Origin of the sequence: Aquipseudomonas ullengensis (assembly GCF_014174475.1) — a bacterium.
GTDB lineage: Bacteria > Pseudomonadota > Gammaproteobacteria > Pseudomonadales > Pseudomonadaceae > Aquipseudomonas > Aquipseudomonas ullengensis.
Genome location: NZ_JACJUD010000004.1, coordinates 68,708 through 92,532, shown reverse-complemented (window position 1 = coordinate 92,532; position 23,825 = coordinate 68,708). Strand labels below are relative to the sequence as shown.

Sequence of the window (23,825 nt, the reverse complement as noted above, 5' to 3'; positions counted from 1 at the left end):
TCGCTATAGAGTGCCGAAACTGCCGGCCAGCGTGCCCATGATCAGCGCCCAGCCGTCGATCAGGACGAACAGCATGATCTTGAACGGCAGCGAAATGATCAGCGGTGACAGCATCATCATACCCATCGCCATAAGGATGCTGGACACCACCATGTCGATGATCAGGAACGGGATGAAGATCATGAAACCAATCTGGAACGCGGTTTTCAGCTCGGATGTAACGAAGGCCGGGATGACGATGGTCAGCGGCGCCTGATCCGGCGAGGCGATATCGGTACGCTTGGACAGGCGCACGAACAGCTCCAGGTCGGACGCGCGGGTCTGCGCCAGCATGAAGCTCTTGATCGGCCCTTCGGCCTTGGCGATCGCGTCCTGCGCCTGCATCTGCTCATTCAGATAAGGCTGCAGGGCCTCGCGGTTAATCTGGTCGAACACCGGCGCCATGATGAACATGGTCAGGAACAAGGCCATGCCAATCAGGATCTGGTTTGACGGTGTCTGCTGCAGGCCCAAAGCCTGACGCAGGATGGAAAACACGATGATGATCCGGGTGAAGCTGGTCATCAGCATGACGAACGCCGGGATGAAGCTCAGCGCCGTCATGATCAGCAGGATCTGCAGGCTGACCGAATACTCCTGCTGCCCCTGGGCATTGGTGCTGAGGGTGATGGCCTTGATCGACAGCGGATCGTCGGCGCCAAACGCCAGCGGTGCGGCCAGGGCCAGCAGCAGGGTCAGCAGAATGCGCCAGGCGCTCATGTGTTGTCCTTCTGATCCTTGCCAAGCAGCTCCATCAGGCGCTGGGCGAATTCCGGCGTGGCCGTTTCACTGGTGTTCAGCGCCACCGGTTCCTTGAGCACATGCAACGGGGCGATACGTCCGGCACTGATGCCGAGCAGGATCTGCTCGCTGCCAACCTGTACCAGCAGCAGCCGGTCACGCGGGCCCAGCGCCTGGCTGGCGACCAGCTTGATCACCTGGCCACTGCGCGGCCCAACCTGCTGCAGGCGGCGCAGCACCCAGGCCAGGGCGAAGATCAGCCCCACCACCAGCAACAGACCGAGCAGCAGTTGCACCAGCTGGCCGCCGATGTCACTGCCGGCCAGCGGCGTTACCGCCTTGGCCGCCGGTTCGTCCGCCAAGGCCAGCAGAGGCAGCGCCAACAACACACTCAGGAGTTTGTGCATGACGGTCTCAGCGCAGCTTCTTGATGCGTTCGCTCGGGCTGATCACGTCGGTCAGGCGGATGCCGAACTTCTCGTTGACCACCACCACCTCGCCATGGGCGATCAGCGTGCCGTTGACCAGCACATCGAGCGGCTCGCCGGCCAGGCGATCGAGTTCGACCACCGAGCCCTGGTTGAGCTGCAGCAAATTGCGAATGGAGATATCGGTGCTGCCGACTTCCATGGAAATCGACACCGGGATGTCCAGGATCACGTCCAGGTTCGGACCGTCCAGGCTGACCGGACCGCCGAGCTTGGGCCCGCTGCCGAACTCTTCCATCGCCACGCGCGGCGCAGCCGGAGCTGCCGCCCCGCCGCCCTGCGCCATCAGCGCGTCGATATCATCTTGCCCAGGCTCGTCACCCGCCTCCGCCAGTGCCGCGGCCCACTCATCAGCCAGGGCCTGTTCCTCGGGGGTGGTGTTCTCTTCTTCGTCTGCCATCGCTATTCCTCGGCGGGCTGTAATTGGGAGGGACCCGACCAGTGCGGGCCCCGGCACCTGCGCTTAGCGCAGGCGCTCGATGGGTTCGATGACCTGCATGGCCAGGTTGCCTTTGTGCGCGCCCAGCTTGACCTTGAAGGCCGGTACGCCGTTGGCACGCATGATCACGCTTTCGGGCAGCTCGACGGGAATCACATCCCCCGGCTGCATGTGCAGAATGTCGCGCAGCTTGAGCTGGCGGTGGGCCACGGTAGCGCCCAATGGCACCTGAACGTCGAGGATGTCCTCGCGCAGGGCCTTGATCCAGCGCTCGTCCTGATCGTCGACATCGGACTGGAAGCCGGCATCGAGCATCTCGCGAATCGGTTCGATCATCGAATACGGCATGGTGATGTGCAGGTCGCCGCCACCGCCATCCAGCTCGATATGGAAGGTGGACACCACCACCACTTCGCTGGGGCTGACGATGTTGGCCAGGGCCGGGTTCACTTCCGAGTTGATGTACTCGAAGTTGACGTCCATCACCGCATGCCAGGCTTCCTTGAGGTCGGTGAAGGCCTGGTCGATGACCATGCGCACCACGCGCAGCTCGGTGGGAGTGAATTCGCGGCCTTCGATCTTGGCGTGACGACCGTCGCCGCCGAAGAAGTTGTCCACCAGCTTGAACACCAGCTTGGCGTCGAGGATGAACAGCGCCGTGCCGCGCAGCGGCTTCATCTTCACCAGGTTGAGGCTGGTCGGTACGTACAGCGAATGCACGTACTCGCCGAACTTCATCACCTGCACGCCGCCTACAGCCACGTCGGCCGAGCGGCGCAGCAGGTTGAACATGCTGATGCGGGTGTAACGGGCGAAACGCTCGTTGATCATCTCCAGGGTCGGCATGCGCCCCCGGACGATACGATCCTGGCTGGTCAGGTCATAGCTTTTGACGCTACCAGGCTCGGCCTCGTTTTCGGTCTCGACCAGGCCATCGTCGACGCCATGCAGCAGCGCGTCGATCTCATCCTGTGACAGCAGGTCTTGTACGGCCATGTGGACTCCCGCCTACTGCAACACGAAATTGGTGAACAGAACCTGCTCGATCGCCATCTTGCCGGTTTCCTTCTGTGCCAGTTCCTGCACCGAGGCAGTGGCCTGCTGGCGCAGCATTTCCTTGCCGACCGGGGTCATCAGCGCGGCGAAATCCTGACCGGAAAACAGCATCACCAGGCGGTTGCGCAGCACCGGCATATGTACCTTGAGTGCATCCAGCTCGGCCTGGTCGCGGGCCATCAGGGCCACGCTGACCTGCATGTAGCGCTGGCGCCCCTGGTAGTTGAAGTTGACGATGAACGCCGGCGCCACCAGCTCGTAGATAGCCGGCTGCTTGACCGGTGCCGCAGCTTCGCTGCTGTGCTCCTCGGTTTTCTCCGCTTCTTCGTCCTTGCTGGCGTTCTTGCCGAGGAAGAACCAGGTGGCCCCCACCGACAAACCAATGGCGAGCAACAGCCCGACCACGATCAGGATGATCAGCTTGAGTTTGCTCTTGCCGGCGGGCTTATCGCCTGCCGCATCGGCAGTTGGAGCTTTGGGCGCTTGTTTTTTGGCCATGCCAGAAATCCGTCACTATTCAGTGTTTCTTCAGCAGTCAAAGGCTTAGGAGCAAGTGTTATGCCAGCTTGTAAACAAGATAGCTTGCACCGCCGCGCCTGACACAGGCAGCCGATATACCAAGGCGCTGACCGTCTGTCACCCGAAAACGACTGCGCCCGGTGCTTTTCACAGCACCGGGCGCAGTCTGCACCGCTATTGAGGGTCAGGCGTAGTAGTCAACCAGCCCTCGCGGGGCCGCAGCTGCAGCACCACCGCGGATTTCGCTGATGCCGGTGAGGCGCTCTTCATCTGCAGAAGAAGCTGCCTGGGAACCGCTCCCCTGGCGCCGCGACTCCTCACCACCGCCCTGCCCCTGCCAGCCCCGCGCCAGCGACTGGTCGGAGACATTCACATCGAGCTGGGTGCCTTGCTGGGCAAACAGTTCACGCAGGCGATGCATCTGCCCTTCGAGCTGGTCACGCACGCCAGCGTTGGGGCTGGCGAAGGTGACCTGGGTCTGGTCCTTGTTGATCTCGATGCGCACTTCCAGGCGCCCGAGATCGGCTGGATCGAGCTGAATTTCCGCCGACTTGAGGTTCTGGCTGGACAACCACATGACGCGATCAACCACCGCCTCACTCCAGCCGCCCTGTTGCATCGGCACCGCTTGCCCCGGTACCAGCGGCAAGCGCTGGCTGACCGTGTTCTGCTGGCTGATCGCCTGGCTCAAGGCATTGAGCTTACTGGCCAGGGCATCGGCGCGGGCGTCGGTCTGGCCTTCGCGGACACTGGGCAGGCTATCGAGCCCCTCAACCAGCGACTCGGCGCTATCCAGTTTCTCCAGCTTGCCTTCTTCTGTGGTCACGCTATCGCCGGCAAAAGCCGCCAGCGCATTGGCGAAACCTTCATTGGAGCTGACCGCCTTCTGCGCCGCCAGCGCGCCCGGGCTGAGTTGCGCCTGGGCATTGGCCTGGTTCTGCGCGCCGACCTCCAGCGCCAGCTTCACGCCGGGCAAGCTGTTGAGCATATCCAGTTCGGGATCATGGCTGGCCTCGGTCATGGTCGCCTGGGCACCACTGCTAACCGCCGGCGTCACCGGCAAGAGTGCAGCCTGCAAGGCGGCATCCGCAGCAGGATCAGCCTGCACAGGGGCCGCCACCGCCGCGTCTTCACCAGGCAATTGCCCGGTCATGGCCATCAGCAGCAAGGGATCGACCAGAGCTTCCTCGCCATCGTCCTCATCAGACGGCAAGTCATTGCCGCTTTCGGCAACCACTGGCTCCTCGGCGGCAGCGGCGACTGCCTGATCATCCGCGGGCGGCGCCTCATCGGTCTTGGCCTGGCTGGCCTTGGCGGCAGCCTCCTTGCGTTCGGCCGCCTTGACCTGACGCTCTTTGGCGTACACATCGGCAAAGCTGGAACCCTCGTTCTTGACGGGCTCCGCCGAGTTATCCGGCGCTTTCGCCGGGGCCGCCTTCGGACGAATCTCTGGCGCGGACTGGAGGAGGAAATCAGGTGCAACGGACATGGATACTCTCCGCTCGGGTTGAATCGTATCCAGGGTTTTGCAAGGGCCGGGCCAGGTTTGTAGCAAAGCCGACAAGTCATCGGCAGCGCTGGCGCTCGGCCTTCATGAGGATGCGGATAATGGCGAATTCACGCTCGATCTGCTCGATCAGCGCTGGCGCCTCTTGCAGGCGTTCGCGGCGAGCCGCCTCTTCAAGCTGCTTGCACAGCGAGGCCAGCAGGGGCGCACCCATGTTGCTGCAGCTGCCTTTGAAACTGTGCGCAGCCAGGCGCAGGGCCTGGGCATCGGCCGTGTCCAGCGCCAGATGAAGGTGGCGCTGACGCTCGTCGGAGTCGGCCAGAAAGGTATCCAGCAATACCGGGTATTCGTCTTCCATGACGTCCTGCAGCGCCGCCAACACGTTCTGATCCAGATGGATGTCAGACACCAGCTCACTCCTTGATCGAGGAGCCCCGATTATGCCTGAGCCTTCCAGCAAAACTCCACGCTGGCGCCCCGCCCGTCTGCGGCCCACTGACACTGGTCGGTCAACTGGCGAATCAGGCGCAGGCCGCGGCCACTGAGGCGCTCGGTGGCACAGGAGGCATCCAGCACGCTGGCAAGGTCGAAACCGCCGCCGCTGTCCTCGACGCGCACGCACAGGCGACCGCCGCCAGCCTCCGGCACGACCTGCAGGTGAAAGCGCACGAAGCCCTCTTCCAGGCTCTGCAAACGCTGGCCGCGTTCACGGTAGTAGCTGGCGAACCCCGAAGCGTCGCGCTTGAGGCTCGAGTCCAGCCCCAGCACGCCGTGCTCCAGGGCATTGGAGTACAACTCAGCCAGTACGGTATACAACGCTCCGCCTTGCGAGCGCAGGCCTTGCACCTCCAGCAGCAACTGCAGGAGAAACGGCAGCGGGTTGAAACGTTTGAGCGTCTCGGCGCGAAACTCGAAGCTCGCCGACCAGTCCAGCGGGCTGCTCTGACCGCTGTCGGAAAAGGCCAGCGGCGGCCGACTCAGGCGACCTTCCTCGATCAGGCCGACCTCAAGCATGCTGACATCGTCCTGCGCCTCGCCGCGAAACGCCGCCAGCGCCCGTTGCAACTCATCGAACAGCTGCTCCGGCGCGTGCCCGGCGTCGAATACCGCCTGCAGGCGCTGCTCGCCAAACAACTGGCCGCTGGCATCACAGGTTTCCAGCACGCCATCGGAGAACAGGAACAACCGGTCACCGACATCCAGCGGGTAGACCTCGATGGCGTCATTGAAAGCGCTCGACTCCAGCACCCCCAGCGGCAAATGACGCGACACCAGCGGTATGCGCTCGGCCGTCGCGCTGCGGTACAGGTAGCCATCCGGCAGGCCGCCATTCCACACCTCGACCACCCGCCGCTGGAAGCTCAGGTTGAACAGCGTGGCGCAGCAGAACACCCCCACCGGCAGGATGCGTTTGAGCTTGGCGTTCATCTCGCGAAGGATTTCCGCCATGGAAAAACCCTTGGCGGTCATGCCGTAGAACACCTCAGCCAGCGGCATGGCGCCAATGGCCGCCGGCAAACCGTGGCCGGTGAAGTCACCGAGCAGCACATGCATGCCACCCGAGGGTTTGAATGCCGCCAGCAGCAAGTCGCCATTGAACAGGGCGAACGGCGACTGCAGGTAACGGATATTCGGCGCATTCAGGCAGCCGGAGTGCGCCACCTTGTCGAACACCGCCTTGGCCACGCGTTGTTCGGTTAGCAGGTGCTCGTTGTGCTTGGCGATCAGGTCGCGCTGGCGCAGCACCGTGTCATGCAGGCGGCGCAGACGATCCATGGCGCGGATCTTGGCTTCGAGGATGACCCGGTTGTAGGGCTTGGCAAGGAAGTCGTCACCGACCTCCAGGCAGCGCACCAGAGCTTCGCTCTCGGTCAACGAGGTGAGGAAGATGATCGGCACCAGAGCATCGCCGGAGGCATCCTTGATCCGCCGCGCCGCCTCGAAGCCATCCATCACCGGCATCAGCGCATCCATCAGCACCAGCTGCGGACGCTCCTGGAGAAACAGGGTGAAGGCTTCCAGGCCATTGCTGGCGGTGAGCACGCGGTGCCCTTCGCGATTGACGATGGTGGACAGCAGCATGCGGTCAGCCGCGCTGTCCTCGGCGATCAGGATGGACAAGCGCGTGGGCATGGCGGTCAGCCGATCTGGAACAGCTGTTCGAAGTTGGAAATCGCCAGGATCTTGCGCACGTCCGGGTTGCAGTTGATCAGGCTGATACGCGCATGGTCGCCGCCGGCATGATCGCGCAACAGCAGCAGCATCCCCAATGCCGAGCTGTCGAGGTAGGTCGCGCCCTTGAGGTCGACCACATAGCGCTTGGGCGTGGTGTTGACCCGCTCATACGCGTCACGGAATTCCTGGTGTGCCGAAAAATCGAAACGCCCTTGAATCTGGATGGTCAGTTCCTGTCCGTCGTCTGAAGACAGCGCGGTAATGGCCATGAAGAACTCCTTAGTTTTTATTCGGGCTGTGCTGGGAAGATGTAGCACCCGCAAAGAGCCGCGGCAACAGGCAATCAGTACTGATCGCGATTGGATAGGCGCTGGGCCAGTTCGTCGAGCAGTTTCTGCTCGCGGCGATCCTCGATCTGGCGGGCCTCGTCGATGTAGCGCTGCACCAGCTTGCGCAGGCCCTCCAGCCGCGCATAACGCTGCTGCCAGGCATCGCGCGCCTTGGCCAGGTTGTCGCGGTGCCAGTTGACCGTATTCATCTGCTGGCCAATTGCTGACTCCAACTGGGTGAGAAAGCGCTGGTAGTTCATCAGCCATTGCCCGGAAACACCCTGGCGCCCCTCGGTGATCCACTGCTGCTGGTAATCGCCGCGGTAGCGCTCCAGCTCGCCAAGCTGTACTTCCGCCTTGTTCAGCAAACCCTGGAAGTGCCCCAACTGGCGCGCGGCTTCACGCTCGGCACGCTCGGCCATCTCGATCACCGGCGCCAGGCGCGCGGCACGGCTATTGGCCATTTATCAACTGCCAGGCGCCGTCGGGTTGAACACCTGGGCCAGCTGCGACAGGCTGTCACCCAGGCCCTCGCTATCGCTCAGGCCCTGGCGCAGGTAGCGCGCCATCGCCGGCTGGCGGGCAATCGCCAGATCGGTATCGGCATCGCCGCCGGGTACATAGGCGCCCACGCTGATCAAGTCACGGCTCTGCTGGTAGCGCGACCACAGCTGCTTGAAGCGCTGGGCCAGCTTCATGTGCTCGGCACTGACCACTTGCGGCATGACCCGGCTGATCGAGGCCTCGATATCGATGGCCGGGTAATGGCCTTCCTCGGCCAAACGGCGTGACAGTACGAAGTGACCGTCGAGCACACCGCGCGCAGCATCGGCGATCGGGTCCTGCTGGTCGTCACCTTCGCTCAATACGGTGTAGAACGCGGTGATCGAGCCACCACCCTCCTCAGCATTGCCCGCACGTTCCACCAGGCGTGGCAGGCGGGCGAACACCGAGGGCGGATAGCCCTTGGTCGCCGGTGGTTCGCCGATGGCCAGGGCAATCTCGCGCTGGGCCTGGGCGAAGCGGGTCAGCGAGTCCATCAGCAGCAGGACGTTCTTGCCCTTGTCGCGGAAGTATTCGGCGATGCGCGTGCAGTACATGGCCGCGCGCAGGCGCATCAGCGGCGCATCGTCCGCTGGCGAGGCAACTACCACGGAGCGCTTGATGCCCTCCTCGCCGAGAATCTCGTCGATGAACTCCTTGACCTCGCGACCACGCTCGCCGATCAGCCCGACCACGATGATGTCGGCCTCGGTGAAGCGGGTCATCATGCCCAGTAGCACCGACTTACCCACGCCGGTACCGGCGAACAGGCCCAGGCGCTGGCCGCGACCGACGGTGAGCAGGCCGTTGATACTACGGATGCCGACGTCCAGGGGCTCGCTGATCGGGTGGCGATTGAGCGGGTTGATGGTCGGGCCATCCATCGGCACCCAATCCTCCGCCTTCATCCCACCCTTGCCATCCAGCGCACGGCCGGCGCCATCCAGCACGCGGCCGAGCATCGACATGCCCATCGGCAGGCGCCCGGTATCCGGCAGCGGCACCACACGCGCGCCCGGCGCGATACCGGCCAGGCCGCCAACGGGCATCAGGTAGATCTTGTTGCCGGAAAAACCCATCACCTCGGCCTCGACCTGCACCGGGTGATAGCTGTCGTCGTTGATCACCAGGCAGCGGCTGCCCAGCGCCGCACGCAGGCCTTCGGCTTCCAGGGTGAGGCCGACCATGCGCAGCAGACGACCTTCGACCACCGGCTGGCTGGGCAGCTCGATGGCCTCGCTGTAGCTGGCCAGGCGCTTGGCAAAGCTGATGCGCTCAAGGCGCATGGGGCGGCTCTAGATCAAGGTGGATATCCGCCTCGGGAGGATTGGTCGCCTGCGCACGCTGCTGGTCGAACAGCTGCTTGAGGGCCAGGGTCAGGCGCGTTTCGATGCTCGCATCGATGCGGCTGCTCTCGCTTTCGACCCGGCAACCGCCCGGCTGCAACGACTCGTCCTCGAGGATGCGCCAGCTCTCTTCATGACGCTCGCGCAGCGCCTTGACCTGCTCGAAGTCCTGCGGATTGATGTGGATACGGATATTGCTGGCGCCCATGGGCAACAGCTTGAGCGCTTCCCGCAGCACGGTGCGGATCTGGCTGGAATCGGTGGTCAGTTCGCGCTGGATGATCTGGCGGGTCATCTGGCTGATCAGGTTGACCATGGCCAGTTCCATTTCCCGGTCCTGCTCGCCGATGGGCTCCATGAGGTTGCCCATCACCTGTTCCAGCTGCTCCAGCTTGCTGGCCAGGGCGACCTCGGCCTCCTGCTTGGCCTTCAGCTGGCCAGCGCGGAAGCCGTCCTTCTCGCCTGTGGCGAAACCCTCGTTGTAGGCATCCTGGCGAATCGCTTCGAGTTCATCGAGCGTCAGTGGCTTGACGCTTTCGATCTCCACTTCTTCGATCTGCTGCGTCGGCTCCGGCTCGGCCAGCTCCTCGGGCTCCGCTTCCGGCTCGGGGATGGCCTCTACTTCCGGGTCGAAGCTGGGCAAGGCCCAGCGGTCGAACCCGCCGACATCCTTGGCGCGAATCAGCTCGCTTTGTGCGTCCTTGGGAGCCATGTATGCGGCCTCAGATCATTGCTTCGCCGCCGGCACCGCCGAGAACGATCTCGCCGGATTCGGCCATGCGACGGGCGATGGTGAGAATTTCCTTCTGCGCGGTTTCCACTTCGCTGACGCGCACCGGGCCTTTGGCCTCGAGGTCGTCGCGCAGCAGCTCGGCAGCCCGTTTGGACATGTTCTTGAAAACCTTTTCCTTGATCGCCTCGTCCGCGCCCTTGAGGGCCAGCACCAGGATGTCGGACGACACCTCGCGCAGCAGCGCCTGGATACCGCGGTCGTCGACATCGGCCAGGTTGTCGAAGACGAACATGAGGTCCTCGATCTGCCCGGAGAGGTCTTCGTCCACTTCGCGGATCGAGTCCATCAGCTGGCCTTCGAGCGAGCTGTCGAGGAAGTTCATGATATCGGCCGCCCGCTTCACGCCGCCGAGGTTGGCGCGGGTGGTGTTGGCGCTGCCGGAGAACTGCTTCTCGAGGATGGTGTTGAGCTCCTTGAGGGCCGCCGGCTGTACGGTATTGAGCGACGAGACGCGCAGGACGATATCCAGGCGCACCTTGTGATCGAAATGGCTAACCACCTCGGCCGCCTGGTCAGGGTCGAGGTAGGCAACGACGATGGCCTGGATCTGCGGGTGCTCGTAGCGGATCACATCGGCAACGGCGCGCGGCTCCATCCATTTCAGGCTGTCCAGGCCGCTGGTGCTGCCGCCGAGCAGGATGCGGTCGATCAGGTTGCCGGCCTTGTCCTCGCCCAACGCGGCGGTGAGCATCTTGCGGATATAGGCATCGGAGCCCACACCGAGGCTGGTCTGGTCGCCGACTATGTCGACGAACTCGCCCATCACCTGCTCGACCTGCTCACGCTGCACATTGCGCATGCCCGCCATGGCCACGCCGACGCGCTGCACTTCCTTCGGGCCGAGGTGACGCAGCACCTGGGCCGCGTCGGTTTCGCCGAGCGAGAGCAGCAAAATGGCGGCCTTTTCGACCTTGTTCAGCTTAACCGCAGCGCGATTTTCACTCATCGGCGTTAATCCAGTCTTTCACTACCTGAGCCACGCGACCCGGGTCTTCGGCGACCAGGCTCTTAATGGCGTTGAGTTGTGCATCATACCCTTCGGACGGGCTCGGCAGCAGGATGCTTTGCGGGCCACCGAGGCTCACGCGATCGGAGGCCAGTTCGCCTTCCAGGCCACCCATTTCGCCCAGTTCGACGTCGCCATCGGCGCCATCGCCCTGGCGCCCAGGGTTGGCGATGTTTTTCATCACCGGGCGCAACACGAACCACACCAGGATAAAGATCATCAGCGCCGGCAGGAGTTGCTTCAACCCGCCCATGGCCATCAGGAACAGCTCGCTCTGGTACCACGGCAGCTCGACGAAGTCGGAAACAGAGGTGGTGAACGGCGCGTTGATCACGCTGACGCTGTCACCACGGCTGGCATCGAAGCCCACGGCGTCCTGCACCAGGCGAGTGAAACGGGCCAGATCATCGGCACTCCACGGCGTGTGGCTGGTTTCGCCGGTTTGCGCATCGATCTTCATCTGGTCATCCAGCACCACGGCGACCGACAGGCGCTTGAGGCGACCCTGCTGCTGCTTGGTGTGGCTGATCGAACGGTCCAGCTCGAAGTTGCGGGTGGACTGCTCGCGTTTGTCTGCCGGATACGGTGCCAGCATCGGCTGACCGGTGGCCGGGTCCATGATCTGCTGGCCATTTGAGTCCAGCAGCGGCTGACCGGAGGCGACCGGGCCGGCCGGCGTCGGCGCGGCAGGCGTGGCCTGTTGCGGCGCCGAGGCAGCGCCTGGCGGTTGATTGCTCAGGGCACCCGGCACACCTTGTGGCGGCAGGCTGCTGGAGCGCTGTTCGTTGACGCTCTGCTCGCTGCGCAGGGCCGGCTGGTCCGGGTTGAACATCTCGGAGGTCGATTCGACCGCACTGAAGTCCACATCGGCAGAAACTTCGGCCTTGTAGCGGCCGCTGCCCAGCACCGGCTGCAGGATGCTGTCCACGCGCTGGGTGAACATGCTTTCCATGCGGCGGCTGTAGTCGAACTGCTTGCCCGCCATGGTCAGTTCGGAGAGTTCCTGCTGGTCGGAAAGCAGCGTGCCCTTCTGGTCGACCACGGTGACTTGCGACTTGGTCAGTTCCGGCACACTGGTGGCGACCAGGTTGACGATAGCCATGACCTGGCTCGGCTCCAGGGAGCGCCCTGGGTAGAGTTCAACCAGAACGGATGCGGTGGGTTTGCGCTCGTCACGGACGAACACCGAGCTTTTCGGGATGGCCAGGTGCACACGGGCAGCCTTGACGTTGTTCAGGCTGGAAATGGTCCGCGCCAGCTCACCTTCCAGGCCACGGCGATAACGGGTCGCCTCCATGAACTGGCTGGTACCCAGGCCTTGTTCCTGGTCGAGGATTTCGAAGCCGACGTTGCCATCGCTCTGCGCCACGCCAGCGGCGGCCAGTTTCATGCGGGCCCGGCCGAGGTCATCGGACTTGACCAGCAGCGCACCGGAGTTGGGTTCGACGGTGTAGGTGATGTCGGCAGCATTGAGCACCTCCATCACCTGATTGCTGTCCATGCCGGCCAGGTTGCCCAGCAGCGGCTTGTAGTCCGGCTGCTGCGACCACAGGACCACGGCGAAACCGATCGCCACGCTGGCCGCCAGGCCGACCAGCAGGCCGATCTGGCGCAGCATGGACATGTCCGAGAGGTTTTCCAGGAACGCCAGGCCGAACAGGGGCTTTTTCGGCTCCTCGCTCGTGGTGGCGGGTACGTTTGCTACGACTGCTTCAGCCATGACTCAATTCCGTCCCGTTAAACCGGCATCTGCATGATGTCTTGATACGCCTGAACCAGCTTGTTGCGCACCTGGGTCATGGCCTGGAAAGACACGCTGGCCTTCTGCGAAGCGATCATCACGTCGGTGATGTCGGTGCCGCCCTGCCCCATCTCGAAGGCCGAAGCCAGCTGGGTGGAGGCTTGCTGGGTTTCATTCACCTTGCCCACGGCCTGGCCGAGCATTTCCGAGAAACTCGGCGCACCCGGCTCCGGCGCGGCAACAGCCGCTGGCTTCTGCTTGGCCATGGCCTCCATCTGCATGGAGCGCATTTCCAACATCAGGCGATTGAATTCGACACCCTGGCTCATCATCTTCCTCCGGCGACCGCAGTTTTTTGACGCTGTGCGGCTCTTTGCAGGGTTATTGCAACAAGGGTGCCAGCTCTTCGGAAAAGAAAAGACCCGCACAAGGCGGGCCAAAGGGGAACCGATCAACCCCGTTCAACGCCTCAGCTGGCGTAGAGGAAAGCCTCGACATCCATGCCGGCATCACGCATCTGCGCGAGCTTGTAACGCAGCGTGCGCGGGCTGATGCCCAGGCGCTCGGCCGCCTCTTTGCGGCGACCACGTTCGGCGCGCAGGGTGTCGATGATCAACTGGAACTCACGGCGACGCAGGTCTTCGCCCAGGGCGCCCGCCGCTTCCATCGGCGCGGGGTCCGCCATCTGCGGCGCAGGCGCTGCAATAGACGACACCAGGCTCAGCGGCTGCGGGTTGGATATCGGCGCCATGCCGATCGGTGCCGTCAGGCACAGGTCATGCGGCTGGATCTGTCCGCCCTGCTGCAGGATCAGCGCGCGCTGCAGGGCGTTATCCAGCTCACGCACGTTGCCCGGCCAGGAGTGGCTGATCAACGCTGCCCGTGCTTGCGGGGAAAGCTGGATTGCGGAGTGATTCATTTTTTTGACGTGCTTGGCCAGCAGGCGTTCAGCCAGCGGCAGAATATCGGCAGGCCGCTCGCGCAGCGCGCGCCAGGCCAGTGGGAACACCGACAGGCGATAGTAAAGGTCTTCACGGAAACGCCCTGCGGCCACTTCGCCCGCCAGGTCGCGGTTGGTGGTAGCCAGCACGCGGATATCCAGCTCTATCGGCTTGCGCGCGCCCACCCGCTCCACTTCCCGCTCCTGCAGCACGCGCAGCAGCTTGGCCTGCAAACCCAGAGGCATCTCGGAAATTTCGTCGAGGAGGATGGTGCCGCCTTCAGCCAGCTCGAACTTGCCCGGCTGGGTGGCTATGGCGCCGGTAAAAGCGCCCTTCTCGTGACCGAACAGCGTGGCTTCCAGCATGTTGTCCGGGATGGCCGCACAGTTAATGGCAATGAAGGGCTTTGTGGCGCGTGGCGACTGCTGGTGGATGTAGCGTGCCAGCACTTCCTTGCCGGTACCGGACTCGCCGGAAATCAGCACAGTGGAATCGCTGCGCGCCACGCGCGCGGCCAATTCGAGCAGCTGCTGGCTGGCCGGCTCGCTGGCCACCGGGCCGTCGCCGTCGGTCGCACTCGGACGGCCGAGGGCATGGCGCCCAACCAGATCGAGCAAGGTGCGCGGCTCGAAGGGCTTCACCAGGTAATCGGCAGCCCCTTGACGCATGGCTTCCACGGCCCGTTCGACCGCGCCATAGGCCGTCATCAGCAGCACTGGCAGCTGCGGGTAGCGGCTGCGGATCTGTGCAAGCAGCTGATGGCCGTCCATGCCCGGCATGTTGACGTCGCTGATGACCAGGCCAAAGGCTTCCTCACCCAGGGCCAGCAGTGCATCTTCGGCGCACTCGACCGCCCGGAAGCTGTGGCCGCCGATGAGCAATGTGTCGGCCAGCGCCTCACGCAGCGCGCGGTCGTCTTCGACCAGCAGAACCTTGGCAGTCATGGGTGTACTCCTGAAAAATCCTACGCCGCGGGAATCAACGGCAGAACGAGAATGGCGCAAGTGCCGCGGCCAACCCGCGAACGCATCTGCAGCTCGCCCTGGTGGGCGCGTACCACTGCCTGCACCACGGCCAGGCCGAGGCCGGTACCGGTGGTTTTGGTGGTGAAAAAGGGTTCGCCGAGTCTGGCCAGGGTGGCCTTGTCGATGCCCGGGCCGCTGTCGCTGACCGCCAGGCGCAGCGTGCTGCCACGGCTATAGAGATGAATCTTCAGGCGGCTCTCACGTCCGCCGGCCTGAATCGAGTTCTGGATCAGGTTGAGAACCGTGCCGACCAGCGTGTCGCGGTTGCACAGCAGGTCACCGGTACGCGCATCGCACTGCCAGCGCACCTGCATCCCCAGCACATGGGGCTCGGCAGCACTGCGCAGGGCATCGAACAAGGCGCCGGGTGCCAGGCGATCAGGCAACGGCAGCTCACCACGGGCGAACACCAGCATGTCGCGCACCTGGTGCTCCAGCTCGTGCAGGCGCTCTTTCAGGCGCCCTGCGAAACGCTGCTGCTGCTCTTGCGGCAACACCTGTTCGGTCAGATGGCTGGCGTACAGCAGCGCGGCAGAAAGCGGCGTACGAATCTGATGAGCCAACGATGCAACCATGCGACCGAGAGCGGACAGGCGCTCGTGGCGCGAGAGCTGATCCTGCAGGCGACGGGTTTCTGTCAGGTCAGTCAAAAGCACAAGCTGCCCCGGCTCACCGTGCAGGGAGCGGGTGGCGATGGACAGCCGACGGCCATCCTTGAGGGAAATTTCGTGGCCATCGTCTTTGCGCGGGGCAAAGTTGGTGGCAATCACCTGGCGCCAGAGCATGCCCACCAGCGGTTTAGCCAGCAGGCTACGCGCAACCGGGTTGGCTTCGCGCACGACACCCTGGCCATCGATGACGATGACACCGCCAGGCAGTAGATCCAGCAGACTCTGCAAGCGATGGGCAATGCGCTCCTTCTCCGCCAGCTCCTGCATGCGCTGCGCGCTGACCAGGGCCAGCTGCCCTTTCAGCTCGCTGACACGGGCTTCGAGCATGCTGTAGGAGCTGCTGAGCTGCGTCGACATCTGGTTGAACAGGGTAAACGCCTGTTCCAGGCTGGCGCGACTGGCCTGCTCGACCGGTGCGTCGACGGCACTTTCAGGATTTGGGGACGGCTGCGCTGCTGGGTTCATGCTCTTCTCTCTGCCGGCAAACCGTCAGCAGACGGTCAGTCAGTAAAGTCATAGCAATCCCCGTGCCTAAAAAATATTACTTATATTTCAATAGCTTAAAAAATAAAGCCGGAGACTGTGTCAAAGCTCCGGCTTTATTTTCAGGATCGGCGACAGATTATCAGTCTTCTTCGCCACCCTCATCGTCACGGCGGCTCATGCCGTACTTGCGCATTTTCTCCACCAGCGTGGTGCGGCGAATGCGCAGACGCTCGGCGGCACGTGCCACCACCCCGCCCGCATCGTCCAGCGCCTGCTGGATCAAGCCCTGCTCAAGGTTACCGAGGTAATCCTTGAGATCCAGGCCCTCGATCGGCAGCATCGCCATGGTCGCAGCACCCGGCAGACCAGCGCCAATCGCGGCACGCTCATCCAGCTCTTCGCGCAGGCTGATGGCCAGCTGCTCGTCCTCGTCGTCGACGTGGCGGAATTTCTTCGGCAACTCGCCAACACCGATCACGCCATAGGGATGCATGATCGCCATGCGCTCGACCAGGTTGGCCAGCTCACGCACGTTGCCCGGCCAATCATGCCGGCACAGCGACATGATGGCGGCGGAGTTGAAACGAATGGAGCCGCGCTTCTCAAACTCCATACGTGAGATCAGCTCATTGAGCAGCAGTGGAATGTCTTCCACGCGCTCACGCAACGGCGCCATTTCGATCGGGAAGACGTTGAGGCGGTAGTAGAGATCCTCGCGGAAGGTTCCGATCTCGATCATCTGCTCCAGGTTCTTGTGGGTCGCGGCAATGATGCGCACATCCACCGACTGGGTCTTGTTGCTGCCGACGCGCTCGAAGGTGCGCTCCTGCAGCACACGCAGCAGCTTGACCTGCATAGGCAGCGGCATGTCGCCGATTTCATCGAGGAACAGGGTGCCGCCGTTGGCCAGCTCGAAACGACCGGCACGACTGGTGATGGCGCCGGTGAAGGCGCCCTTCTCATGGCCGAACAGCTCGCTTTCCAGCAACTCCGCCGGAATCGCGCCGCAGTTGACCGGCACGAAGGGCGCATCACGGCGCTTGGAGTGGTAATGCAGGTTGCGCGCGACCACTTCCTTGCCCGTACCGGACTCACCGAGGATCAGCACGCTGGCGTCGGTATCCGCCACCTGCTGCATCATCTGGCGCACCTGATGAATGGCACGGCTGGTACCGACCAGACTACGGAACAGATTGGGCTCGCGATGGCGACCGCGCTCGCGCGCCTGATCGTACATCTCGCGATAGACCTGGGCGCGGTGCAGGGAATCGAGCAACTTGTTGTAGCTCGGCGGCATTTCCAGGCTGGCCAGCACGCGACGGCGCAGGTCATCCGCCCAGTCGGTGGGAATCGGTTCGCCAATCAGCAGAAGCGGCAGGTTCTCATCCCACGCTCCGAGCTGCTTGAGCAACTCCAGCGTGCCACCCTTGGCCTGGACGTCGCCCAGCAACACGTTGAGCACTTCGCGGCTGGACTCCAGCCTGGCGACGGCCTCGCGCCAATCGGTGCTGCCACAGGACAGGTGATCTTCACCCAGGAAACTGAGAATCACCGCCAGGTCGCGGCGGCGCTCAGTGTTGTCGTCAATCAGAAGGATCTTGGTTTCGCGCCACATCTTGTTCTGTTCTGGCTCGCTGGCTGTAAAGGAAACATCGGCCTGTAAAAACCAGGCGACACCGGCAATTGGCCACTAGTAAAGTCAAAAATCAGGCGGGAGTCAATTTTATGACGTAACTTTTCTGCGTTTACCTTAATAAAAACCTGGAAACGCTGTATCAACCACAGAAAAGATAGCGGATAGAGGCCTGAACGGCCTCAGGTGAACAGCTGATAGACCTTGGCGCCCTGCTGCGACTGGTTGAGCTGGATCAGTTCGGCAGCCAGGCGACGCTGCTCGGTTTGGCAGACGTTGACCAGTTCGCGGTACAGATCGAGCAGCTCCTGCATGCGCTCGCGCAGCACATCATCGTTGACGGCCTCGACCATGGCTTCATCGACAGCTTGCCGGCATTGCGTATCGAGCGTACCGATAGCACTCCAGTCACGACGGGCAAGCGCGTCACGCAGTGCACAACCGGTTGCTTCGAGACGCTGGACAGTAGAACTCATGGCATTTCCCTCGAACCGCAGACGGCATCAGTGACTGATGGCATCCCAACCGGACTTCACGTTACGCAGCAGATCGGTCACTTCATCAATCATGACCGCATCATTGTTCAGGTTGGCCTCGCTGAGACGAGAGACCATGTACTCGTACAGGCTGTCCAGGTTGGTGGCAATCTCGCCGCCCTGCTTCTGGTCCAGACTTTCACGCAGGCCGCCGATGATAGCAATGGCCTTGCCGATCAGTTCGCCCTTCACACTAATCTGGCCATGCAACATGGCACCCTTGGCCTGGGCCAGACGGGACAAGCCACCTTCCATCAGCATCTGGATCAAACGGTGCGGGCTGGCATCGGCCAGCTGAGCCTGGGTGTTGACGGTTTGATACTGCCTGAGGGCCGCCATTGCGTTCATGATCACTCCACTGAAGTCTTGCCTGGATACATCCCTTGTATCGGCAATGTATCCGGCAGCTTTAGTCATTCAGAGGCGTATGCAGAACAAAAAACGCGAGAACTGAGCAATCTCACTCAGCTGTTGCAGCGGGCTCGACTTCTGGGCCGATGGCATCCCAGGCAGTCTTGATATCGACGAGGATCTGCTGCACTTCTTCGAGGTTGCGCGGCGTGCTATCCAGCGCCACACCCGCCAGGCGACGGGTCATGTAGTCGTACAGGGCATCCAGGTTCTCGGCAATTTCACCACCGAGTTGCTTGTCCAGACTGGACTGCAGAACACCCAGAATAGTGATGGTGCTACCAACAGCCATCCCACGAACGGCCACATCACCTTCGATCTGGGCCTGGCGGGCGAGCAGCACTCGCTCCAGCGCGCCCTCCAGCAGAAGCTGCACGGTGCGATAAGGTGAAACGTCCTGGCTGGTCTTAACCTGTTTATAGGTGTCGATCGGCTTCTTGCTCATCGATTAGGTACTCTTCTTCACGAAACCAGGCAGGCTTGCCAGCTGGCTGGTCAGACTTTCACTGGTCTTCGACAATTGCGTCACCAGTTGATCCATGGCGGTGTACTGAGCGACCAGACGCTCCTGAATTTTCTCGACACGCGCATCCAACGCATCACGCTGATCATCGATATTCGACAAGGTGCTTTGCAGGGCCTTGGTGCGCTGATCGAAAATACCATCTGATTTCAGATAGCTGTTCACGTTGGTTTCCAAGCGGGTCATCAACCCAGAATCACCAGCAAAGTAGCTCGCTACCTGATCGAACTTGCTGTCCAGCGCAGTGCTCAAGGTGGTGTCATCGATTTTTAGCGTGCCATCCTTCTGAGTTGTAATACCCAGCTCTGCCAACGCACGCACACCCTCTTCACCCGTCATCTTCACCAGCTCGCTGCGCAAGCCGGAAACCAGGCCGCGCACCGTCGCATCCCCAACGAGAGCACCCGCTACCGGCTTCTCATCCTCGCCGACAGACACCACCGCAGTCAGCTGGGAGGCTGTACTCATCAGCGTGTTATAGGCGTCGACGAATTTCTGGATATTGCTCTTGACCGAGGCCTTGTCCACTCCAACCGTAATATCGACCGTTTTCCCGGCAGAGATATCGGCAGCGGACTGCGCACTGGTCAAGTTGATAGTGACACCTTCGATCGCTGTAGTGACCGAGTTGCTGTCGCTGATTACCTGCAGCCCATCGACGTAAAGAATCGCGGACTGGGCCTTGTTGATAACCCCACCTGCGCCAGTAGTCGAGCTCGGCGCAGCCGGCTGAGTGGTTGTGCCACTTACTGGATTGAGAGCGGTCAGATCATTGTCACCAGCGCTACCGCCAGAAGACGTGGCACTAACACTCAGATCAGCACCATTTGTCGAGCTGATTTTCAGAAACGCAGCGCCGGTAGTATCGGTTTCTATTACCGCCGACACGCCCTCCCCGGCACCCGCTAGATTGATCGCATCACGCACATTTTCCATCGAGTAGCCGTCGCCGACGACGACACTCAAATTGGTAGACCCAGCAGTAATATTCAGGTCACCAGCTTTGAAAGTCGCAGTAGAACCGGCAGCGAAACTAGGCAGAGCCTGACTGTAGGACGGCTTAAGCGCCTGAGTAGTCAACGCCACAGTACCAGTGGTGACCCCATCCTCGGTTGCTGCAACCTCGATGTCATTGCCATCGCCTGCCGAAGTAGAACTGAGCACCAACCGCGAACCCGAAGCGTCGGTCACAATAGTCGCACTGATGCCTGAGCTCTTACCTGCGGTATTGATACTGTCGCGAACACCCGCAAGTGTGTTGTTACTCGCAGTGATATCCACATCAAAACTGCTCGAGCCAGCAGAAATAGTCAAAGTGCCGCTGTTGAACTTGGTCGAAGTACCCGCTGCTACAGACTGAAGGGCAACCTTGCTGCTAGAGGCCAACTGCTGTACTTGAACGCTGTACTTGCCTGCCGTAACCGAGCTACCGGCCTTGACACTCAGTACGCTGGAATTATTGGAGGTAGCCGTGCGAGCGTCGAACAGTGAGCTCTTATTGAGCCCCTGAATTGCAGTTTGCAGGGTGCTTAAGGAGCCCTTCAACGTGCCCAAGGCAGAAAACCGCGAAGTAGTGGCTGTCTCCAAACGATCCAGTTGCTGGGTCTTGGGAGCTTTTTCAGCATTCACCAGCGCGGTCACGATGCTGTCGATATCGATACCCGATCCGACGCCCAGTAATCCTGCCATGTTGCACCTCGCCAAAAATATGACTGCCTACGCTTCGTGGGCGTTTAACAGTCAAAAGCCGTGCCAACGCTCTGCGTCAGGCCTCGGCTTTGAACAACAGACTCCTGACCTCCTCCAGGCTCTCTGCCAATTGCAGCGCCTCTTCGGAAGGAATCTGGCGGATGATATCTCCGGAGTTTGCGTCAGTGACTTTCACCACCACGCGCCCGGACGTATCTTCCAGGGAAAAGTTGATGTTGCGACGTACCGACTGAACAAACTCTTGAATGGTCGATACCGCACTTTCAACTTGGTCACGGGAAATCTCTTCAGAGCCCCCGGCAACAGCCTGAGTCGCCCGCTCTTCGCCAGGTGCGGCTGATTGAGCCGCGCCAGCTACCTGCTTGCTTGTTGCAGCCTCTGCCGGAGCTGTACGCCCTGTAGAGAGCCCCAGACCTAGCGAATTCTTGATTGAGCCGACGTCCATACAATTCTCCTCACAATGAGGTAGCGGGGAGAAGAGCTAAGCCCTTCTCCCCGCAGTCTAGCGCTTTTGCCCTTACTGCAGCAGGCTGAGTACAGCCTGTGGCAGCTGGTTGGCTTGTGCCAGGATGGCGGTACCGGCTTGCTGCAGGATCTGGTTTTTGGTCAGTTCCGAAGTTTCAGCAGCGAAGTCGGTGTCGCGGATCCGGCTACGAGCAGCAGAGGCGTTCTCGGAGATGTTCTGCAGGTTCGCAATGGTGTTGTCAAAGCGGTTCTGCACAGCACCGAGCTGGGCGCGTTGGCTGTCGATGTTGGAGATCGCGGCACTGATGATGCCCAGAGCGTTCTGTGCACCGATGGCGGTACCGATATCAACGGTATCAACCGACTCTAGGGTGCTGTATACGCTGTCAAGCTGGATGCCGGTATCGATGCTATCGAAGTTTTCCACCTCAAAGGCATCGGGCGACTCAAAGCGCACTTGACCGACAGTCACAGCACCGTCGGTACCGTCACCAGTCAGAGCAGCTACTGCACCTACGATGTCACTGGCGTCTTCGGTATCAGCGACACCATTGTCACCGTTGAAGGCCATGCTCTGCAGCTCTGCAGCAACAGTCGTAACAGTACCCGCACCATCATCAGCAGAGGCAGTGAACTCGGTGATGGCAATATCGTCACCGTTCTCGCTGGTCATCTCCAGGGTGCCGTCGTTGAGCACTTTGGCACTGATACCGGTACGACCAGTTTCCTTGTTGATGGCATCAGCCAGACCAGACATGTCACTCCAGTCGGTGACACTTGCAGTGATGGCTACGCCGTCACCTTCTGCGCCGTTGTTCGAGCCATAAAGGGTGAAGCTGATGGTGCCAGCGGTTTCGGTGTTGGTGAATTGACCGCCACCAGTGGCCTGCAGGCGAGCAACAGTGCGGGCATCTGCGGTCACGCCGGTAGAGCCAGAAACGTTGTTCACCGCATTGGCCAACTCACGAGCGGAGGTGCCCTCTGTCAAGGCAACAGAAGCAGTACCCAGCTTGCCTTTGAGGGTCAGGCCGTCGGTGGTGGCAGGCGAGGACGAGTAACCAACACCAGCAGCGATCACATCGGTGTAGCCCGCGACCACGGAGGCAGCGATACCATCCTGCGAATCAGTGCCGGCAGAGACAGTGCTATTGAAACGGTTGGCACCGATGCGCGAAGCAGAAGCCGCACCGACTGAAACGCTGATGGTTTCGAAGGCGTTGGCGCCGACCTGGAAGCTCTGCGAACCGAAGGTACCGTCGAGGATCTTGCGACCACCGAAGCTGGTGGTATCAGCGATACGGTTCAGTTCCTGTTGCAGCTGGGACACTTCGTCCTGCAGAGCAGCACGTTCGCTGGCGCCGTTGGAGCCGTTGGCCGATTGCAGGGACAGGTCACGCATACGCTGCAAGATGCCGGTCGACTGCTGCAGTGCGCCTTCAGCGGTCTGCGCCAGGGAGATACCGTCGTTGGCGTTACGGGTCGCCACGTTCAGGCCGTTGATCTGGCTGGTCAGGCGGTTGGAGATCTGCAGGCCAGCAGCGTCGTCTTTGGCGCTGTTGATGCGATAGCCAGTGGACAGGCGCTGAAGGGAGGTGTTCAGGCCGGACGAGGAAGTGTTCAGGTTACGCTGAGTGTTCAGCGACGCTACGTTTGTGTTGACTGTAAGGGCCATGGTGAGTGCCTCCAAAGGACCGTGCTACTGAGTTTGTCTGAGCCTGCGAGCTTCGGGCCTGCTTTGCTCAGACGCCCCATTAAGTTCGCATTCGGTAATTTTATCGGCGCTACCAGCGGCAACTTTAGGAGGCTTTAGCAAGGAATTTCGATTTTTTTTATCGCTTTGGAAACAACAACTTAGCAGCAGCCAAAATTCAACACAGCTCTCAGACGGTGATTTTGACGCGTTACCGGCCCAGTAACGCGCCATTTCCCGCAAAATTCAGACGCGTTTCAGCCAGGCATCTGGCCAATGGGTGATGTTTTTGCTCAGGGTGCTTTCATTAAAGCCCCATGCAGGCTGCTCAATGACGAACTGCGGATTGCTCGCCGCAAAATCGATGGCCGCATTCGACGGGTTGTCGGTGCCCCAGTCTTTACCGGCACGCGGCACGTCCTTAACGTCCTTCATCACGCCGTCGGTGGAGACGATGTAGGAACCTTTGGTAACCATTGGCGAATACAGGCGCAACTCTTCAGCCACGTGGGCATAGGTGTGGTTCGAATCGAGGATCACCAGTACGGTTTCGCCCGGCTTGATCAGCGACTGGACCTGCGCCACCACCTCATCGGCAACCGAACTGCCTTCGATCAGGGTCAGGTAGCCAAACAGTTCGTGTTCTTCGATGGCCTTGCGGTTGTGCGGACGGATCTCGATATCCACGCCAATCACCCGGCCCTTGCCCATGGCCTGGAACAGGCTGGCGTAGAAGATCAGGGAGCCACCGTGAGCCACACCGGTCTCAACGATCACGTCCGGCTTGACCTTATAGATCACCTCCTGGATGCGGATCATGTCTTCCGGCAACTGGATGACCGGGCGGCCCATCCAGGAGAAGGTGTAGGGATACTTCTGGTTCCAGCCGAGGTTGACCCATTGCTGGGACAGCAGCTCGAAGGACTCATCGGTGTACAGATCCAGTTCGCGGACGGCGCCGCCCTCTTCCAGGATCAGCTTCTTGTTATCGGTATCGACTGTCAGTTTCACG

General features: G+C 61.5%; 25 protein-coding genes. All 25 read right to left on the bottom strand.

Annotated elements, in window-relative coordinates; genetic code table 11:
• Window positions 1-3: 3 nt before the first annotated feature.
• The 25 genes from fliP to H3H51_RS12715 all read right to left on the bottom strand — a co-directional run bounded on the left by fliP (window position 4) and on the right by H3H51_RS12715 (window position 23,824).
• Window positions 4-759 (bottom strand): flagellar type III secretion system pore protein FliP, encoded by a 756-nt coding sequence (gene fliP / locus H3H51_RS12835; protein WP_183089453.1) that lies wholly within the window; start codon window positions 757-759, stop codon window positions 4-6.
• Window positions 756-1,187, bottom strand: coding sequence for a flagellar biosynthetic protein FliO (gene fliO / locus H3H51_RS12830; RefSeq protein ID WP_183089452.1), 432 nt, complete (start codon window positions 1,185-1,187; stop codon window positions 756-758). The genes fliP and fliO overlap by 4 nt, the downstream gene beginning before the upstream one ends.
• A 7-nt stretch (window positions 1,188-1,194) precedes the next feature.
• The gene (fliN, locus tag H3H51_RS12825; protein ID WP_183089451.1) at window positions 1,195-1,668 is read right to left on the bottom strand and encodes a flagellar motor switch protein FliN; all 474 of its coding nucleotides are present in this window, start codon (window positions 1,666-1,668) and stop codon (window positions 1,195-1,197) included.
• Between the two features lie 63 nt (window positions 1,669-1,731).
• Window positions 1,732-2,703 carry a flagellar motor switch protein FliM gene (gene fliM / locus H3H51_RS12820; RefSeq protein ID WP_183089450.1) on the bottom strand — a complete coding sequence of 324 codons (972 nt, stop codon included), beginning with the start codon at window positions 2,701-2,703 and terminating at the stop codon, window positions 1,732-1,734.
• Window positions 2,704-2,715: 12 nt separating this feature from the next.
• Complete coding sequence (gene fliL, locus H3H51_RS12815) at window positions 2,716-3,261, bottom strand: flagellar basal body-associated protein FliL (protein WP_183089449.1); 546 nt, start codon at window positions 3,259-3,261, stop codon at window positions 2,716-2,718.
• A 205-nt stretch (window positions 3,262-3,466) separates the two neighbouring features.
• Entirely contained in the window at window positions 3,467-4,771 is a 1,305-nt protein-coding gene (locus H3H51_RS12810) for a flagellar hook-length control protein FliK (RefSeq protein WP_183089448.1), read from the bottom strand.
• A 76-nt stretch (window positions 4,772-4,847) separates the two neighbouring features.
• Window positions 4,848-5,198 carry an Hpt domain-containing protein gene (locus H3H51_RS12805; RefSeq protein ID WP_183089447.1) on the bottom strand — a complete coding sequence of 117 codons (351 nt, stop codon included), beginning with the start codon at window positions 5,196-5,198 and terminating at the stop codon, window positions 4,848-4,850.
• Window positions 5,199-5,227: 29 nt separating this feature from the next.
• Complete coding sequence (locus H3H51_RS12800; protein ID WP_183089446.1) at window positions 5,228-6,922, bottom strand: ATP-binding SpoIIE family protein phosphatase; 1,695 nt, start codon at window positions 6,920-6,922, stop codon at window positions 5,228-5,230.
• A gap of 5 nt (window positions 6,923-6,927) precedes the next feature.
• Complete coding sequence (locus H3H51_RS12795) at window positions 6,928-7,233, bottom strand: STAS domain-containing protein (protein ID WP_183089445.1); 306 nt, start codon at window positions 7,231-7,233, stop codon at window positions 6,928-6,930.
• A gap of 74 nt (window positions 7,234-7,307) precedes the next feature.
• A complete protein-coding gene (fliJ, locus tag H3H51_RS12790) occupies window positions 7,308-7,757 on the bottom strand; it encodes a flagellar export protein FliJ (protein ID WP_183089444.1) in 450 nt (149 codons plus the stop codon).
• 3 nt (window positions 7,758-7,760) lie between these two features.
• A complete protein-coding gene (gene fliI, locus H3H51_RS12785; RefSeq protein WP_183089443.1) occupies window positions 7,761-9,122 on the bottom strand; it encodes a flagellar protein export ATPase FliI in 1,362 nt (453 codons plus the stop codon).
• The gene (gene fliH, locus H3H51_RS12780) at window positions 9,112-9,894 is read right to left on the bottom strand and encodes a flagellar assembly protein FliH (protein WP_183089442.1); all 783 of its coding nucleotides are present in this window, start codon (window positions 9,892-9,894) and stop codon (window positions 9,112-9,114) included. Before fliH ends, fliI begins: the two co-directional genes overlap by 11 nt.
• 10 nt (window positions 9,895-9,904) lie before the next feature.
• Window positions 9,905-10,921, bottom strand: a complete 1,017-nt coding sequence (gene fliG, locus H3H51_RS12775) for a flagellar motor switch protein FliG (RefSeq protein ID WP_183089441.1) — start codon at window positions 10,919-10,921, stop codon at window positions 9,905-9,907.
• Window positions 10,914-12,701 carry a flagellar basal-body MS-ring/collar protein FliF gene (fliF, locus tag H3H51_RS12770; RefSeq protein WP_183089440.1) on the bottom strand — a complete coding sequence of 596 codons (1,788 nt, stop codon included), beginning with the start codon at window positions 12,699-12,701 and terminating at the stop codon, window positions 10,914-10,916. The genes fliG and fliF overlap by 8 nt, the downstream gene beginning before the upstream one ends.
• Window positions 12,702-12,718: 17 nt before the next feature.
• Window positions 12,719-13,051 carry a flagellar hook-basal body complex protein FliE gene (gene fliE / locus H3H51_RS12765; protein WP_183089439.1) on the bottom strand — a complete coding sequence of 111 codons (333 nt, stop codon included), beginning with the start codon at window positions 13,049-13,051 and terminating at the stop codon, window positions 12,719-12,721.
• A gap of 140 nt (window positions 13,052-13,191) precedes the next feature.
• Entirely contained in the window at window positions 13,192-14,607 is a 1,416-nt protein-coding gene (gene fleR / locus H3H51_RS12760; protein ID WP_183089438.1) for a sigma-54-dependent response regulator transcription factor FleR, read from the bottom strand.
• A 20-nt stretch (window positions 14,608-14,627) separates the two neighbouring features.
• On the bottom strand, window positions 14,628-15,824 hold the full coding sequence (locus H3H51_RS12755; protein ID WP_183089437.1) for a sensor histidine kinase: 1,197 nt from the start codon (window positions 15,822-15,824) through the stop codon (window positions 14,628-14,630).
• Between the two features lie 160 nt (window positions 15,825-15,984).
• Window positions 15,985-17,460 carry a sigma-54 dependent transcriptional regulator gene (locus tag H3H51_RS12750; RefSeq protein ID WP_183089436.1) on the bottom strand — a complete coding sequence of 492 codons (1,476 nt, stop codon included), beginning with the start codon at window positions 17,458-17,460 and terminating at the stop codon, window positions 15,985-15,987.
• Window positions 17,461-17,660: 200 nt separating this feature from the next.
• Window positions 17,661-17,954 carry a flagellar protein FliT gene (locus H3H51_RS12745; protein ID WP_183089435.1) on the bottom strand — a complete coding sequence of 98 codons (294 nt, stop codon included), beginning with the start codon at window positions 17,952-17,954 and terminating at the stop codon, window positions 17,661-17,663.
• Window positions 17,955-17,981: 27 nt separating this feature from the next.
• The gene (fliS, locus tag H3H51_RS12740) at window positions 17,982-18,362 is read right to left on the bottom strand and encodes a flagellar export chaperone FliS (protein WP_183089434.1); all 381 of its coding nucleotides are present in this window, start codon (window positions 18,360-18,362) and stop codon (window positions 17,982-17,984) included.
• Between the two features lie 112 nt (window positions 18,363-18,474).
• Entirely contained in the window at window positions 18,475-18,870 is a 396-nt protein-coding gene (gene fliS, locus H3H51_RS12735; RefSeq protein ID WP_183089433.1) for a flagellar export chaperone FliS, read from the bottom strand.
• Between the two features lie 3 nt (window positions 18,871-18,873).
• Complete coding sequence (fliD, locus tag H3H51_RS12730) at window positions 18,874-20,637, bottom strand: flagellar filament capping protein FliD (protein WP_235981365.1); 1,764 nt, start codon at window positions 20,635-20,637, stop codon at window positions 18,874-18,876.
• 76 nt (window positions 20,638-20,713) lie between these two features.
• On the bottom strand, window positions 20,714-21,103 hold the full coding sequence (locus H3H51_RS12725) for a flagellar protein FlaG (protein ID WP_183089432.1): 390 nt from the start codon (window positions 21,101-21,103) through the stop codon (window positions 20,714-20,716).
• A 72-nt stretch (window positions 21,104-21,175) separates the two neighbouring features.
• The gene (locus H3H51_RS21370; protein ID WP_183089431.1) at window positions 21,176-22,795 is read right to left on the bottom strand and encodes a flagellin; all 1,620 of its coding nucleotides are present in this window, start codon (window positions 22,793-22,795) and stop codon (window positions 21,176-21,178) included.
• A 264-nt stretch (window positions 22,796-23,059) separates the two neighbouring features.
• On the bottom strand, window positions 23,060-23,824 hold the full coding sequence (locus tag H3H51_RS12715; RefSeq protein ID WP_183089430.1) for a cephalosporin hydroxylase family protein: 765 nt from the start codon (window positions 23,822-23,824) through the stop codon (window positions 23,060-23,062).
• Window position 23,825 lies beyond the last annotated feature (1 nt).